This window comes from Enterobacter sp. UPMP2052 (assembly GCF_053709675.1).
Genome location: NZ_JBSKJR010000006.1, coordinates 109,357 through 125,759 on the forward strand (window position 1 = coordinate 109,357; position 16,403 = coordinate 125,759).

The 16,403-nt window shown below is 57.0% G+C and carries 11 protein-coding genes; 6 read left to right on the forward strand and 5 right to left on the reverse strand.

Annotated elements, in window-relative coordinates:
* Positions 1-178 precede the first annotated feature (178 nt).
* The 3 genes from arcB to lptF form a co-directional block, all read right to left on the reverse strand.
* On the reverse strand, positions 179-2,515 hold the full coding sequence (gene arcB / locus ACWKX3_RS16615; protein ID WP_006178795.1) for an aerobic respiration two-component sensor histidine kinase ArcB: 2,337 nt from the start codon (positions 2,513-2,515) through the stop codon (positions 179-181).
* Positions 2,516-2,652: 137 nt separating this feature from the next.
* On the reverse strand, positions 2,653-3,735 hold the full coding sequence (gene lptG / locus ACWKX3_RS16620) for an LPS export ABC transporter permease LptG (RefSeq protein WP_006178796.1): 1,083 nt from the start codon (positions 3,733-3,735) through the stop codon (positions 2,653-2,655).
* A complete protein-coding gene (gene lptF / locus ACWKX3_RS16625; RefSeq protein WP_368747316.1) occupies positions 3,735-4,835 on the reverse strand; it encodes an LPS export ABC transporter permease LptF in 1,101 nt (366 codons plus the stop codon). Before lptF ends, lptG begins: the two co-directional genes overlap by 1 nt.
* A 265-nt stretch (positions 4,836-5,100) precedes the next feature.
* Here lptF and pepA point away from each other — a divergent pair, with 265 nt between their 5' ends.
* The 5 genes from pepA to ahr all read left to right on the forward strand — a co-directional run bounded on the left by pepA (position 5,101) and on the right by ahr (position 11,759).
* Positions 5,101-6,612, forward strand: a complete 1,512-nt coding sequence (gene pepA, locus ACWKX3_RS16630; protein ID WP_042322124.1) for a leucyl aminopeptidase — start codon at positions 5,101-5,103, stop codon at positions 6,610-6,612.
* Positions 6,613-6,730: 118 nt separating this feature from the next.
* Positions 6,731-7,174, forward strand: coding sequence for a DNA polymerase III subunit chi (holC, locus tag ACWKX3_RS16635; RefSeq protein ID WP_006178800.1), 444 nt, complete (start codon positions 6,731-6,733; stop codon positions 7,172-7,174).
* Positions 7,174-10,029 (forward strand): valine--tRNA ligase, encoded by a 2,856-nt coding sequence (locus tag ACWKX3_RS16640; protein ID WP_454542094.1) that lies wholly within the window; start codon positions 7,174-7,176, stop codon positions 10,027-10,029. The genes holC and ACWKX3_RS16640 overlap by 1 nt, the downstream gene beginning before the upstream one ends.
* Before the next feature lie 123 nt (positions 10,030-10,152).
* Positions 10,153-10,656 carry a GNAT family N-acetyltransferase gene (locus ACWKX3_RS16645; RefSeq protein WP_042322128.1) on the forward strand — a complete coding sequence of 168 codons (504 nt, stop codon included), beginning with the start codon at positions 10,153-10,155 and terminating at the stop codon, positions 10,654-10,656.
* An 83-nt stretch (positions 10,657-10,739) separates the two neighbouring features.
* The gene (gene ahr / locus ACWKX3_RS16650; RefSeq protein WP_006178803.1) at positions 10,740-11,759 is read left to right on the forward strand and encodes an NADPH-dependent aldehyde reductase Ahr; all 1,020 of its coding nucleotides are present in this window, start codon (positions 10,740-10,742) and stop codon (positions 11,757-11,759) included.
* Between the two features lie 44 nt (positions 11,760-11,803).
* On the opposite strand, the gene ACWKX3_RS16655 is transcribed toward ahr, so the two are convergent.
* Positions 11,804-13,444 (reverse strand): glycerone kinase, encoded by a 1,641-nt coding sequence (locus ACWKX3_RS16655; RefSeq protein WP_454542095.1) that lies wholly within the window; start codon positions 13,442-13,444, stop codon positions 11,804-11,806.
* Positions 13,445-13,581: 137 nt separating this feature from the next.
* Between ACWKX3_RS16655 and ACWKX3_RS16660 the strand changes: the two genes are divergently transcribed.
* Positions 13,582-15,084 (forward strand): helicase HerA-like C-terminal domain-containing protein, encoded by a 1,503-nt coding sequence (locus tag ACWKX3_RS16660; RefSeq protein WP_058609394.1) that lies wholly within the window; start codon positions 13,582-13,584, stop codon positions 15,082-15,084.
* Here the strand turns inward: ACWKX3_RS16660 and ACWKX3_RS16665 are convergent.
* Positions 15,064-16,005, reverse strand: coding sequence for a TIGR01212 family radical SAM protein (locus ACWKX3_RS16665; RefSeq protein WP_140418810.1), 942 nt, complete (start codon positions 16,003-16,005; stop codon positions 15,064-15,066). The genes ACWKX3_RS16660 and ACWKX3_RS16665 overlap by 21 nt on opposite strands.
* Positions 16,006-16,403: the final 398 nt, after the last annotated feature.

The window sequence follows — 16,403 nt, forward strand, 5'->3', positions numbered from 1 at the left end:
ACGCTATGCTTCACACATTTCACTGATTCATGTAACAAATCATTTAAGATTTGCTATCTTATCTGCGTGCGGCCTAAATATTCAGGCGGCGTCCATGCGAAAACAACACAAAAAATCCGGCGCAGCCACGATTTCCCTGGTGTTGGCGCAGTATTCGCGCACCCCGGTTAAGCCGGGGTCATTTTTTTCTGGCGTCCACCCAGGCTTTCAGCACCGCCACATCGTTTTGCCACTCCTGCTTCATCTCTTCAACCCATTCAGCCACATTATCTTCCCAGGCAGGAAGATCCGGCGACTGGATCTGCTGGCCGAGCTGCTGCAGATGGCGCAGGCCGACCGAACCGGCGGCACCTTTGATTTTATGCCCTTCCTCGACAATGCCTTTTTGATCCCGCGCGGTCAGGTTGGACTCGAGCACGCTCAGATAGCCCGGCATCATTTTCTCAAATATGGCCAGGCCATCGGTAATCAGCTTAGGTCCGACCAAATCGATATACTGCTCCAGCATGGCAGTATCCAGTATCGTTTGGGCTTTCGCGCTATCAACAGACGTCATGGTGCTCTCCTCTTCATCTCGGGTATCCCAGAACTTCTTGATCATGGCGGTCAGGGCAGGCACCGCCAGCGGCTTGCTGAGCACATCATCCATACCGGCATCGAGGTACTCTTTTTTATCCTTCAGCACGTTCGCCGTCAGCGCAACCAGCGGCGGCAGATCTTCCGCCGCATAGGTGCGGGTCAGCTCGCGGGAGATATCCAGGCCGGTCATGTCCGGCAACTGGATATCCAGCAGAACGAGGTCATATTCCCCCGGTGTGAACATCTCCAGCGCGGCTTTACCGGTCATGGCGACGTCCACGCTGTTACCGAGTTTCTCCAGCACCGAGCGGGCGACAATCACGTTCAGCTCGATGTCTTCCACCAGCAGAACGTGCAGTGCCGGCAGCGGCATATCGTCACTTTCAAACGTGTCTTCGACCTCTTCGGCCACCGCTGGCGCATGAACCGTCAGGGTGAAGGTCGAGCCTTTACCCGGCTGGCTGGAGACGGTGATATCTCCTCCCATGCTCTTCGCCAGACGTTTTGAGACGGCCAGACCAATGCCGGTACCCGTCGCGGGCTTGCCGCCCTGGCTGTCTTTGACCTGATAATACATGGCAAAGATTTTATCCTGCTCCTCCTGCGGGATGCCGATCCCCGAGTCTTCTACCTCAAAGCGCAGCATATCCCCTTCTTCATTGCGAATACGCACCGCGACCCGGCCCCCGTGCGGGGTAAATTTCACCGCGTTGCTGATGAGGTTCCACAGGATCTGCCGCAGGCGCGTGCCGTCCGTCACCACTTTGTGCGGCAACGGCAGGGTTGGCTCCATCACGAAGCTCAGCCCTTTTTGCTGCGCCTGAAGGCCGGAGAGGTTTTCCAGGTCTGCCAGGAAGCCGGTGAAGTCTACCGGCTGGTTATCGAGCTGTACCTTGCGGCGCTCCATCTTATCCATGTCGATAATATCGTTGAAGATATTGCCCAGCGTAACCGCCGAAACGTGGATCGTTTTAAGGTATTTTTCCTGCTCAGCGGTCAGGTCGGTGTCGAGCAAAATACGGCTCAGCCCCACAATACCGTTGAGCGGCGTACGCAGTTCATGGCTGATGGTGGAGATAAAGGTGGTCTTATCGCGGCTGGCGCGCTCCAGCGCATCCTGATAGCGCTTACGCTCGGTGATATCGCGACCAAAGCCCATCAGACCGTGACGTTTACCCACGCGGTCGTAGTACGGCACCTTGCGGATCTCAAAGCAGGCCTTACGCCCGTCCGGGTAGTCCAGCCACTGTTCGTAGGTCAGCGAGACGTTGTGGCGGAACACCTTTTCGTCGGTCTCCATCACCTTGGCGGCCGCCTCTTCGGAGTAAACATCCTGCGGCTTCAGGTTTACCAGCTGTTTTTCGCTTTTCCCGGTCAGCAGCTCCATCGCGCGGTTACAGCCGGAGAACTCTTTATCTTCGTTTCGGTAGAACACCAGATCTGGCGAGGCATCAAGGAAAGAGCGCAGGAAAGAGGATTGCTGCTCGAGCTGGATCTGCGTGACTTCGCGCTCCTTCATCTCAATTTTGAGCTGCTCAAGCGTGGTCTGACGCTCGGCTTCGGCCTTCTCGCGGTCAGTAATTTCCTGATTTAACTGGGCGATATTGTCTTTGAGCTGGACGTTGAGCTTAAGATCGCGCTCGCGCATCTCCTCCAGCTTATCAACCAGCTTTGACAGGCGCTGGCGAGACTCCTCCAGTTGTTCCACCACCACAGAGAGGAAATAGACCGCCCACGGCGTAATTAACAGGCCAAAGAAAATGGAGCGGATGACGTCGATGCTCTCGACCTGGCCATGCAGAACCATGGTCACGGCCATTTGCACCACAATTGCCAGGACGACCAGTGCCAAAGCCAGCAGCATGGAGAAACGCACCAGCCCGAGCTTCATCATCAGATCGACGTAATACTGGGCCAGCATTCGAATTTGCTTCATAGAGGATCCCTTCACGACGTTATCGCTCAATAATACTCAAATTCGCGGCGAGGCGTGGAAGGTTGTGAGAAAAAGTGCGGGGTGAAACAGGAGATTAGCTTCGCTCCCGGGGATCCGGGAGCGAGAAAGACGCGTTATCAGGAGCGTCTCAGCAACATCCAGAGACTGATCAGCAAGAAGCTGGCGCTTGGCAGCAACGCACCGATAATGGGCGGAATGCCGTAAACCAGCGTCAGCGGACCAAAGATCTGGTCTAGCACGTAGAAGACGAAGCCAAAGCTGATCCCGGTGACCACGCGCACGCCCATCGGCACGCTACGCAGCGGGCCAAAGATAAATGACAAGGCCATCAGCATCATTACCGCCACCGACAGCGGCTGGAAGATTTTGCTCCACATGTTGAGCTGATAGCGCCCGGCATCCTGGCCACTCGACTTCAGGTACTTGACGTAGTTATGCAGGCCGCTGATGGAGAGCGCATCAGGATCAAGCGCCACCACGCCCAGCTTGTCCGGCGTCAGGTCGGTTTTCCAGGTACCGGTGACCGTCTGCGTACCGGTGATTTGCTTCGGATCGGTCAGGTTTGATTCATCCACCTGCGAAAGACGCCACTGTTTGTGCTCAGCGTCGAACTTCGCAGACGAGGCGTGACGAACCGACTGCAGGCGACGCTCGTTGTTGAACGCGTAAATACTCACCCCGCCCAGCTCGTCGTCACCCTTCACACGTTCGATATAGACGAAGTTGTTGCCGTCTTTCGCCCACAGCCCCTGCTGCGTTGAAAGCAGCGAGCCGCCGTACATGGCCTGCGCACGATAGTTACGCGCCATCTGTTCGCCCTGCGGCGCGACCCATTCGCCAATCGCCATGGTCAGCAGCACCAGCGGAATCGCGGTTTTCATTACCGACAGCGCAACCTGCATACGGGTGAAGCCTGACGCCTGCATCACGACCAGCTCGCTGCGCTGTGCCAGCATCCCCAGCCCCAGTAGCGCCCCCAGCAGGGCCGCCATCGGGAAGAAGATCTGCACGTCTTTTGGCACGCTGAGCAAGGTATACATCCCCGCGCCCATCGCGTCATAGTTGCCCTGACCGGCTTTTTTCAGCTGATCGACAAATTTGATAATGCCCGAGAGCGACACCAGCATGAAAAGCGTCATCATGATGGTGGTAAAAATCGTTCTACCGATATAGCGATCAAGAACGCCAAATGCCTGCATTAGATGGCTCCTTTACGCGTAAAACGGGCGCGGATCCTGCGCACAGGCACCGTATCCCATAAGTTAAGCCCCACTGCCAACAACAGATACAGACCATTGACCACCCAGGTCCAGATGGCCGGATCGATCTTACCTTTGCCACCGTTAGACTTAATCGAGGTTTGTAACAGGAAGAACACCAGGTAGAGCAGCATGGCGGGCAGCATGGAGAGCACGCGCCCCTGACGTGGGTTCACCACGCTCAGTGGCACCACCATCAGCGCCATCATAAACACCGTGAAGACCAGAGTGATACGCCAGTGCAGCTCAGCGCGCGCGCGGTCACTGTCTGTCGCGAGCAGAGTACGCATGTTCATCTGTTCGGTATCAGTGGGGTCGAGCGCAACGGTCTGATGACCGACAATCGCCTGATAGTTCTGGAAATCGGTAATGCGGAAGTCGCGCAGCATCGCCGTGCCTTCAAAACGTGTGCCTTTATTGAGCGTCACGACCTGAGAGCCATCTTTACGCTGCGACAGCTGGCCTGAGTCCGCCACCACCACGGAGGGGCGAGCGTTACCTTTTGGGCGCAGCTGAGCAAGGAAGACATCGTTAAACCGGTTGCCATTCACGCTTTCGATAAACAGCACAGAGTTGCCGTCGCTGGCCTGCTGGAACTGCCCTTGCGCTAACGCGGCGAGTCCCGGGTTGGCTTTCGCTTCGGCCAGCACCTCATCCTGATGCCGGGAGGAGGCGGGCCCCGCCCACATCACATTCACGGCAGCAATAATACCGGTGAACAGTGCCAGCACCATGGCTGCCTTCACCAGCACGGCTTTACTCAAGCCGCAGGCGTGCATCACCGTAATTTCACTTTCGGTATAGAGCTTACCGAGCGTCATCAGCAGGCCGAGGAAAAGGCTTAACGGCAGGATCAGCTGCGCCATTTCCGGCACGCCTAACCCCAGCAGGGAAAGCACCAGATTCGTTGGGATTTCGCCGTCAACCGCCGCGCCGAGGATCTTGACCAGCTTCTGACAGAAAAAGATCAGAAGAAGGATAAAGAGGATCGCCAGTTGGCTCTTCAGCGTCTCCCGCACCAGATATCTTATGATTATCACTTTAAATACGCCCGTAAAAACTCGTCTTTTGCAGGAATTTAGCTTGTTTCATGGCTTAAACGTCATTTATTCTCTTGAGTCGTCGAAATCATCGCTAAGATTAAAAAACCCGGCGGAATCGCGATACAGCTCATTACATGACGTGTCGAAACCGTAGTAACGTAAGATTAACACGAAGTCACCACAACCGCGGACATGAGTTACGAAAGGTTTCAATTCTATCCGTAGCAGCCGTCGTTGTCTTTAAGATTCAGGAGCGTAGTGCATGGAGTTCAGTGTAAAAAGCGGTAGCCCGGAGAAACAGCGGAGTGCCTGCATCGTTGTGGGCGTCTTTGAACCACGCCGACTCTCCCCCATCGCCGAACAACTCGATAAGATCAGTGACGGCTATATCAGCGCCCTGCTGCGCCGTGGCGAACTGGAAGGCAAACCTGGGCAGACGCTATTGCTGCACCATGTGCCGAACGTACTGTCTGAACGTATTCTGCTGATTGGCTGCGGTAAAGAACGCGAGCTGGATGAGCGTCAGTATAAGCAGGTCATTCAAAAAACGATAAATACGCTGAATGATACCGGCTCGATGGAAGCCGTTTGCTTCCTGACCGAACTGCACGTTAAAGGCCGCAACACCTACTGGAAAGTACGCCAGGCCGTCGAGACCGCAAAAGAGAGCCTCTACAGCTTTGATCAGCTGAAGACCAACAAAAGCGAGCCACGTCGCCCGCTGCGTAAAATGGTCTTTAACGTCCCTACCCGCCGCGAGCTGACCAGCGGCGAGCGCGCTATCCAGCACGGTCTGGCAATTGCCGCCGGGATCAAAGCCGCAAAAGATCTGGGCAATATGCCGCCAAACATCTGCAACGCTGCATACCTCGCCTCTCAGGCTCGCCAGTTAGCAGATGCTTACAGTAAAAACGTTATTACCCGCGTCATCGGTGAACAGCAGATGAAAGAGCTGGGCATGCATTCGTATCTGGCGGTCGGTAACGGCTCCCAGAATGAGTCCCTGATGTCGGTCATCGAATATAAAGGCAACCCGTCCGAGGACGCGCGTCCTGTGGTGCTGGTGGGCAAAGGCCTGACCTTTGACTCCGGCGGTATCTCCATCAAGCCTGCCGAAGGCATGGACGAGATGAAGTACGATATGTGCGGCGCGGCAGCGGTATACGGCGTCATGCGGATGGTCGCCGAGCTCCAGCTCCCGATTAACGTTATCGGCGTACTGGCGGGCTGTGAAAACATGCCTGGTGGCCGCGCCTATCGTCCGGGTGACGTGCTGACCACCATGTCCGGCCAGACCGTTGAAGTGCTAAACACCGACGCCGAAGGCCGTCTGGTGCTGTGCGACGTGCTGACCTATGTGGAACGCTTCGAACCTGAGGCGGTTATCGACGTGGCAACCCTGACCGGTGCCTGCGTCATCGCGCTGGGCCACCACATCACCGGCCTGATGTCGAACCATAACCCGTTGGCGCACGAGCTGATCGGGGCGTCCGAGCAGGCTGGCGACCGCGCATGGCGACTGCCACTGGCCGACGAGTTCCAGGATCAGCTGGAATCAAACTTTGCCGATATGGCAAACATCGGCGGCCGTCCTGGCGGAGCGATTACCGCAGGCTGCTTCCTGTCACGCTTCACCCGCAAGTACAACTGGGCGCACCTGGATATCGCAGGCACCGCATGGCGCTCCGGTAAAGCCAAAGGCGCAACCGGTCGTCCGGTCGCGCTGCTGTCGCAGTTCCTGCTGAACCGCGCGGGTTTTAACGGCGACGAGTGATGTTAAACGCCGGGTGGCGGCTTCGCCTTACCCGGCCTACAACGTCGCTCAACCGTAGGCCGGGTAAGCGTAGCGCCACCCGGCTTTGCATTTAAATCCACGACAAGAAGCCCCATATATGAAGAATGCAACGTTCTACCTTCTGGACAATGACACCCAACAGGACGGCCTCAGCGCCGTAGAACAACTGGTGTGTGACATTGCCGCAGAACGTTGGCGCGCAGGCAAACGCGTGTTGATTGCCTGTGAAGATGAGCAGCAGGCGATTCGCCTTGATGAAGCGCTATGGGCACGCCCGCCGGAAAGTTTTGTCCCGCATAACTTATCGGGTGAAGGGCCACGCGGCGGTGCGCCGGTTGAAATTGCCTGGCCGCAAAAGCGCAACAGCAGCGCGCGCGATATTCTTATCAGCCTGCGGATAGACTTTGCAGATTTTGCCACCGCTTTCACAGAAGTGGTAGACTTTGTCCCTCACGAAGAATCTTTGAAACAACTGGCGCGCGAACGCTATAAAGCGTACCGCCTGGCCGGTTTTAACCTGAATACGGCAACCTGGAAATAATGGAAAAGACATATAACCCACGCGATATCGAACAGCCGCTTTACGAGCACTGGGAACAGCAGGGCTATTTCAAGCCTAACGGCGATGAAAGCAAAGAGTCCTTCTGCATCATGATCCCGCCGCCGAACGTCACCGGCAGTTTGCATATGGGTCATGCTTTCCAGCAAACCATCATGGACACCATGATCCGCTACCAGCGCATGCAGGGTAAAAACACCCTGTGGCAGGCGGGGACTGACCACGCGGGTATCGCGACCCAGATGGTGGTTGAACGTAAAATTGCCGCTGAAGAAGGTAAAACCCGCCACGACTACGGTCGCGACGCGTTCATCGACAAAATCTGGCAGTGGAAGGCAGAATCCGGCGGCACCATTACCCGCCAGATGCGTCGTCTCGGCAACTCCGTGGACTGGGAGCGCGAGCGCTTCACCATGGACGAAGGCCTCTCCAACGCCGTGAAAGAAGTGTTTGTCCGTCTGTATAAAGAGGACCTGATTTACCGTGGCAAACGCCTGGTGAACTGGGACCCGAAACTGCGCACCGCCATCTCTGACCTGGAAGTGGAAAACCGCGAGTCAAAAGGCTCGATGTGGCACATCCGCTATCCGCTGGCCGACGGCGCAAAAACCGCAGACGGTAAAGATTACCTGGTGGTCGCTACCACCCGTCCGGAAACCCTGCTGGGCGATACCGGCGTGGCCGTTAACCCGGAAGATCCACGTTACAAAGATCTGATCGGTAAATTCGTGGTCCTGCCGCTGGTTAACCGCCGTATTCCGATTGTGGGCGACGAACACGCCGACATGGAAAAAGGCACCGGCTGCGTGAAAATCACCCCGGCGCACGACTTCAACGACTACGAAGTGGGCCGTCGTCACGCCCTGCCGATGATCAACATCCTGACCTTCGACGGTGACATCCGCGAAAGCGCGCAAGTCTTTGACACGAAAGGCGAAGAGTCTGACGTTTACGCAAGCGATATCCCGGCCGAGTTCCAGAAGCTGGAGCGTTTTGCCGCGCGTAAAGCCATCGTCGCTGCCGTTGACGCGCTGGGCCTGCTGGAAGAGATCAAGCCTCACGATCTGACCGTGCCGTACGGCGACCGTGGCGGCGTGGTAATCGAACCTATGCTGACCGACCAGTGGTACGTGCGTGCCGACGTGCTGGCGAAACCGGCCGTTGAGGCGGTTGAGAATGGCGACATTCAGTTCGTGCCGAAGCAGTACGAAAACATGTACTTCTCCTGGATGCGTGACATTCAGGACTGGTGTATCTCCCGTCAGCTGTGGTGGGGCCACCGTATTCCGGCGTGGTATGACAACGACGGCAACGTCTACGTTGGCCGCACCGAAGACGAAGTGCGTCAGGAAAACAACCTGGGCGCTGACGTTGCCCTGCGTCAGGACGAAGACGTGCTGGATACCTGGTTCTCCTCCGCGCTCTGGACCTTCTCTACCCTCGGCTGGCCGGAAAATACCGACGCGCTGCGTCAGTTCCACCCAACCAGCGTGATGGTATCCGGCTTCGACATCATCTTCTTCTGGATCGCCCGCATGATCATGATGACCATGCACTTCATCAAAGATGAAAACGGCAAGCCGCAGGTTCCGTTCCATACCGTCTACATGACCGGCCTCATCCGTGACGACGAAGGCCAGAAGATGTCCAAATCCAAGGGTAACGTTATCGACCCGCTGGATATGGTCGACGGTATTTCGCTGGAAGAGCTGCTGGAAAAACGTACCGGCAACATGATGCAGCCGCAGCTGGCCGAGAAGATCCGCAAGCGCACCGAGAAGCAGTTCCCGAACGGGATTGAGTCTCACGGTACCGATGCCCTGCGTTTCACCCTGGCGGCGCTGGCCTCTACCGGCCGCGACATCAACTGGGACATGAAGCGTCTGGAAGGTTACCGTAACTTCTGTAACAAGCTGTGGAACGCCAGCCGTTTCGTGCTGATGAATACCGAAGATCAGGATTGCGGCTTTAACGGCGGCGAGATGACGCTGTCGCTGGCTGACCGCTGGATCCTGGCGGAATTCAACCAGACGGTGAAAGCCTTCCGTGAGGCGCTGGACAGCTACCGCTTCGACATCGCGGCAGGCATCCTGTACGAATTCACCTGGAACCAGTTCTGTGACTGGTATCTGGAGCTGGCGAAGCCGGTGATGAACGGCGGATCCGAAGCCGAGCTGCGCGGCACGCGCAACACGCTGATCACCGTACTGGAAGGACTGCTGCGCCTGGCGCATCCGGTCATCCCGTTCATTACCGAAACCATCTGGCAGCGCGTGAAGCTGATTGCAGGCATTGATGCCGACACCATCATGCTGCAGCCGTTCCCGGAATTCGATGCTGCGCGCGTTGATGAAGCCGCCGCTGCCGATACCGAATGGCTGAAGCAGGCGATTGTTGCCGTGCGTAACGTTCGTGCAGAAATGAACATCGCCCCGAGCAAACCGCTGGAACTGCTGCTACGCGGCTGCAGCGAGGCTGCCGTTCGTCGCGTGAACGAAAACAGCACCTTCCTGAAAACCATGGCGCGTCTGGAAAGCATCACCGTGCTGCCTGCCGATGACAAAGGTCCGGTTTCTGTGACCAAAATCATCGACGGTGCCGAGCTGCTGATCCCGATGGCGGGTCTTATCGACAAAGACGCCGAGCTGGCGCGTCTGGCGAAGGAAGTGGCAAAAGTCGACGTGGAAATCGGCAAAATCGAAAGCAAACTGGCGAACGAAGGCTTTGTCGCCCGCGCGCCGGAAGCGGTCATCGCTAAAGAGCGTGAGCGTCTGGTTGCTTTCGCAGATGCGAAGACCAAACTGATTGAGCAGCAGGCGGTTATTGCAGCCCTGTAATGCTTTTACCCCTTACGCTTCAGGGCGTAAGGGGTTTCCTTCCTGAAAACTCCTCGCTTGCACTCCCCTTGCTCCAGTGCTATTAACAGCACCTGTGTGTCAATTTTTGTCATGAGTAATGCTATGAGCGTGATTGCCCCCGTCGCGACGACGATGCGTCGTATCACTGAACAGGACAACCCGGCTATCGCCGCCGTTATCCGCACCGTTTCTGCCGAATATGGCCTTACGGCCGATAAAGGCTACACCGTAGCCGACCCCAATCTTGACGAACTGTTCCAGCTTTACAGCCAGCCGGGCCACGCCTACTGGATCATTGAGCAGGCAGGCAAAGTCGTGGGCGGTGGCGGCGTGGCGCCTTTGACCTGCAGCGAGCCAGATATCTGTGAGCTGCAGAAGATGTACTTTCTGCCCACCATTCGCGGCCAGGGGCTGGCGAAAAAGCTGGCGCTGGTTGCGCTTGAACACGCCCGCGCAGAAGGCTTCACCCGCTGTTATCTTGAAACCACCGCGTTCCTCAAAGAGGCCATTGGCCTGTATGAACATCTGGGCTTCGAGCATATCGATGCGCCGCTGGGCTGCACCGGCCACGTTGATTGCGAAGTCAGAATGCTGAAAAGTCTGTAATTCCCGTTCCTGCCGCCTTCTGTTAAGCGGCTGTAAACTGAATGCTCTACACTCTCAGTTCACACCATAACGGGGGAAACACGATGTCGAAGATAAAAAGCTACGCCGCACCGCAGGCGGGTGCAGAACTTGAACTGTACGAGTACGATGCGGGCGAACTGAAAGCTGAAGACGTCGAGGTACAGGTGGATTATTGCGGGATCTGCCACTCGGATCTCTCCATGATCGACAACGAATGGGGCTTCTCGCAGTATCCGCTGGTCGCCGGTCACGAAGTGATTGGCCGCGTGGTCGCGCTCGGTACCGCCGCGCAGGATAAAGGGCTGAAGGTTGGCCAGCGCGTTGGTATCGGCTGGACCGCACGCAGCTGCGGTCACTGTGATGCCTGTATCAGCGGCAACCAGATCAACTGCCTTGAAGGCGCTGTGCCAACCATCGTGAACAGAGGCGGTTTCGCCGATAAACTGCGCGCCGACTGGCAATGGGTGATCCCGCTGCCGGACAGCATTGATATCGAATCCGCAGGCCCGCTGCTGTGCGGCGGTATTACGGTATTTAAACCGCTGCTGATGCACCACATCACCGCCACCAGCCGCGTGGGCGTGATTGGTATCGGCGGTCTGGGCCATATCGCCATCAAGCTGCTGCACGCCATGGGCTGCGAAGTGACGGCGTTCAGCTCTAACCCGTCAAAAGAGCAAGAAGTACTGGCGATGGGCGCGGATAAAGTCGTAAACAGCCGCGATCCGCAGGCGCTGAACGCGCTGGCGGGCCAGTTTGATCTGATCATTAACACCGTCAACGTCGATCTCGACTGGCAGCCGTACTTTGAAGCGCTGGCCTACGGCGGCAACTTCCACACCGTTGGCGCGGTGATGAAGCCGCTACCTGTCCCGGCGTTTACGCTGATTGGCGGCGATCGCAGCGTTTCAGGCTCCGCCACCGGTACGCCTTTTGAACTGCGCAAGCTGATGAAGTTTGCCGGACGCACTAAAGTGGCACCAACCACCGAGTTGTATCCGATGTCGAAAATCAACGAAGCCATTCAGCACGTGCGCGACGGCAAAGCCCGCTACCGCGTGGTGTTGAAAGCGGATTTTTAATGTAAATGTGTCCGGTGGCGGCATCGCGCCACCGGGCGATTTCACTACTGCGCCAGGGCTTTAAACACCTCCGCCACCGCTACCGCCCCCGGGTCCATCACGCCATCCAGATTCTCTTGATTAACATACGACGAGCGCCCCGCGCCGGCTTTCGCCATTTTGGCCGTTGCCTCCGCGCCCTGCTGTGCGGCCTGCGCCGCGGCCTGAAGATCGCCTTTCAGCAGCGCCTCCAGCGCTGGTTGCAGCGCGTCGATCAGGGTGCGATCGCCCAGATCCGCACCACCATACTGCTTCATCTGCCCCAGGCCGCTCAGCAGCGCTTCCGGTAATGCCTGGCCTTCATCCAGCTTCTGCCCGGCAGCGGTAAAGAAGATCGACATCAATACGCCGCTCGATCCGCCCATCACCGTGGCAAGGCGCTCGCCCACCAGCGAGAGCAGGGTCGGCAGGTCGTTCAGCGGAAGTGTGTTCTCTTCCAGACGTTGCGCAATATCCCGGGCGCCCTGCGCAAAGGTGGAGCCGGTATCACCGTCGCCCACTTTTGCATCCAGCGCATTGAGGTGGTTCTCCAGTTGTATCAGCGTGCTCGTGACCGAGGAGACAGCCTTCCCGACCTGCGGGTTCGCTGACGGGGTATATTCCACGCGATCGTGAAGGGCGCTGTGCGCAACGGTACGCACTGGCGCAAACGCCACCGGTTTCTGCCAGCCGAGCGTTTCAACATCGGCATGCAGCGCTTTTTCGAACAGATCGTTGAGCTTGAGCAGCGTCAGCGAAAATCCCTTCATATCCAGCGCACTCACCAGCGGCGCGGGCCCAATCAGACAGTCGATGCTTTCTTTAAGGGCTGAATGCGCCAGCTCTTTGGTTAATTGCGCCATCTCCAGCGCCGAGACGCCGCCAAGGTTGTTAATGAGCACCGCAAAGCGCCCCTCGCCCGCCTTCGCGATAAGCGGCGTCACCAGCATCTCGATAATCGCTTTGCTGTTTTGCGTGTCGACAACGGACGCCCCCGGCTCACCGTGAATACCCAGCCCCAGCTCCACATGGCCTTGCTTAATGCGCCCCTCTTCATCATCATCGCTGCCCGGCAGGTTGCAGGTTTGCATCGCCACACCCAGGCTCCAGAGGTTATCGCAGGCCTGCTGCGCAATCTTCCGGACTTCACTCAGCGGTTTGCCCTGCTCCGCCGCATAGCCCGCAATTTTATGCACCAGCACCGTACCCGCAATGCCGCGCGGCTGTTTGTTATCCGGCAGGGCGATATCGTCCGCCACAATGACCATCTCAACGTTCAGCCCGTAGCGTTTCGCTTTCTCCGCCGCCAGGCCAAAGTTCAGCCTGTCACCGGTATAGTTTTTTACGATCAGCAAACAGCCCTGCTCACCCGTCACCGCCACAATGGCATTCAGCACGGCATCCACGCTCGGCGAAGCAAACACGTCGCCGCACACTGCCGCCGTTAACATCCCCTTGCCGACAAACCCGGCGTGCGCCGGTTCATGGCCTGAGCCTCCACCGGAGATCACCGCCACGCGGCTTTTGTCCCAGTCGCCGCGAGCCACTATGCGAATAGCCGGATCGATATCCAGTTTGACGAGGTTAGCGTGCGGAGCCGAAAGCAGTATGCCTTCAATAGCGTCGTTGACCAGCTGTTTGCGGTCATTAAAAAAGAATCTGGACATAGCTTCCCAAAATTTTGTTTACCGTATGAAAAAGCATAGTCTGCGCTGGATAATGCGCCGCAAAGTCAGGAATTTGCGCAGACAATTTGCCGTCGGGTTGCCTATACTCCACTCATGAAAATGAGAGGATGTTGATCATGAGTACACCGCTGCTAATCGCCCGGACGCTGGAAAAAGAGCTGTTTTTACTCCCCGCTATGACCAACCGACACGGTCTGATCACCGGCGCGACCGGGACGGGAAAAACCGTTACCCTGCAGAAGCTGGCAGAGTCGCTTTCAGAGGCGGGCGTACCGGTATTTATGGCCGATGTGAAAGGCGATCTCACCGGGGTGGCTCAGGAAGGGACGGCTTCAGAAAAGCTGCTCGAACGTCTGAAAAATATTGGCATCACTGACTGGACCCCGCACAGCAACCCGGTCGTGGTATGGGACATTTTCGGTGAGAAAGGGCATCCGGTGCGCGCCACCGTCTCCGATCTCGGTCCGTTGCTGCTGGCGCGTCTTCTCGATCTTAACGAGGTGCAAACCGGCGTCCTGAATATTATCTTCCGCATTGCGGACGACCAGGGGCTGCTGCTGCTTGATTTCAAAGATCTGCGCGCCATCACCCAGTATATCGGCGATAACGCCAAATCCTTCCAGAACCAGTACGGCAATATCAGCAGCGCCTCGGTGGGTGCCATCCAGCGCGGTTTGCTGACGCTGGAGCAACAGGGCGCCGAGCATTTCTTCGGTGAGCCGATGCTGGATATTAAAGACTGGATGCGTACCGACAGTCAGGGCAAAGGCATCATCAACATACTGAGTTCAGAAAAGCTCTATCAAATGCCGAAGCTCTATGCCGCCAGCCTGCTGTGGATGCTCTCTGAACTTTATGAGCAACTGCCTGAGGCAGGCGACCTTGATAAACCGAAGCTGGTGTTCTTCTTTGACGAAGCGCACCTGCTGTTCAACGATGCGCCGCAGGTGTTGCTGGATAAAATTGAGCAGGTGATCCGCCTGATCCGTTCAAAAGGCGTCGGCGTCTGGTTTGTTTCGCAAAACCCGTCGGACATCCCGGACAATGTTCTGGGGCAACTCGGCAACCGCGTACAGCATGCCTTACGCGCCTTTACGCCAAAGGATCAGAAGGCGGTCAAAGCCGCCGCGCAAACCATGCGCGCCAATCCGGCTTTTGATACCGAAGCGGCTATTCAGGCGCTGGGCACCGGTGAGGCACTTATTTCCTTCCTGGACGCGAAGGGTAGCCCGTCGGTGGTCGAGCGTGCCATGGTTATCGCCCCGTGCTCGCGTATGGGGCCAGTCACCGATGATGAGCGTAACGGCCTGATTAACCATTCCCCCCTCTACGGCAAATACGAAGATGAGGTGGATCGGGAGTCCGCGTTCGAAATGCTGCAAAAAGGGGTACAGGCAACGGCAGAATCGCAGGGCGCGCCGCCCGCCAAAGGCCAGTCCGTGGCCGTGGACGACGGGATCCTGGGCGGCCTGAAGGACATTCTGTTTGGTACCACCGGGCCGCGCGGCGGCAAGCGCGACGGCGTGGTGCAGACGATGGCGAAAAGCGCAGCGCGTCAGGTCACCAATCAGATCATCCGCGGCATGATGGGAAGCCTGTTAGGCGGCCGTCGTCGGTAGGCGGGGAACCCACGGTCTCCCCAGGGCAGAACCCTGTACACCGTGCTCCTGCAGGAAGCGGTCGATTTCCACCATCCCCGTCCAGCGGTTCTCGCACCACAGCGGTGCCAGCAGCGTTGGACGGCGGGCGCTGGCGGAGATGCGATGGTAGACAATTTCCGGCGGCGTATGGCGAATCATCTCCCCGGCGGTCACCGTATAGTCTTCAAGTTCGATACCGTTCAGGCGGCCTGCTTCCCAGGCTTTCGCCATAATGCTGCCTTTCACAATATGCAGTGGATGCAGCTTGATGCCGTCGACGCCGGTTTCGACCACTTTTTCAAGCGTCTCAAGCCCGTGCTGCTGCCCTTCCCCCGGCAAGCCGACAATCAGATGCGAGCAAACTTTTAGCCCACGCTCGCGCGCCAGACGGGTGGTGCGCTGATAGCAGGCAAAATCGTGTCCACGGTTGATGCGATGCAGGGTTTTATCATGCGCGGTCTGCAACCCCAGCTCAAGCCAGATCTCGTAACCCTGTTCTTTATACTCGCTGAGCAAATCCAGCACCGCGTCCGGGACGCAATCCGGGCGTGTGCCCACACACAGACCCACAATGTTGGCCTGACTGACCGCCTGTTGATACATCCCGCGCAGCACCTGCACCTCCGCCCATGTGCTGGTATAGGCCTGAAAATAGGCCAGATATTGCTTCGCGCGGTTTACCCGGCTTGCCTGATGCGCAAGCTGTTCGGCAATGGATTTGTGCTGCTGGGCTTCGTCGGCAAACGAGGCCACGTTACAGAACGTGCAGCCGCCACGCCCGATGGTGCCGTCGCGATTCGGGCAGCTAAAACCGCCGTGCAGCGTCAGCTTATGAACCTTTTGCCCGTAACGCTGCGAAAGATCCCCACCAAACATATTGACTAATTTCTGTAACTGCATAATCTGATAGACCGTCCCGGAGAAAGGGGACAAGCCTGCCATTTTTAGCCTCTGTCGGCGATGACCTGGATCAATCGCTCAGGACGGCCTTTACCCCTATGAATAAATAATCACTATAACTGCAGTTTCATTCAAACAAACCGTAATTACTTTTCCTTATGTTCTGATGGTTTTTTTCATTTATAGCGCTAGCGCGTAAAAACAGTGACTTTATGCGGGTTTGCACCCCAGCCCAGATGATTATTCTGCTTTAAAACGGCTATTCAGCACGCTGCGGGGATAATACCGCTTTCATATAGTGAGTCAGATCACACTCCCTGCGCGCTTCCCGGAGCAAAGCGTGGTTGTAAAAATAGATAAATTATCTTTTTAAACAGAAAGTTATCTACCTCTTAGCA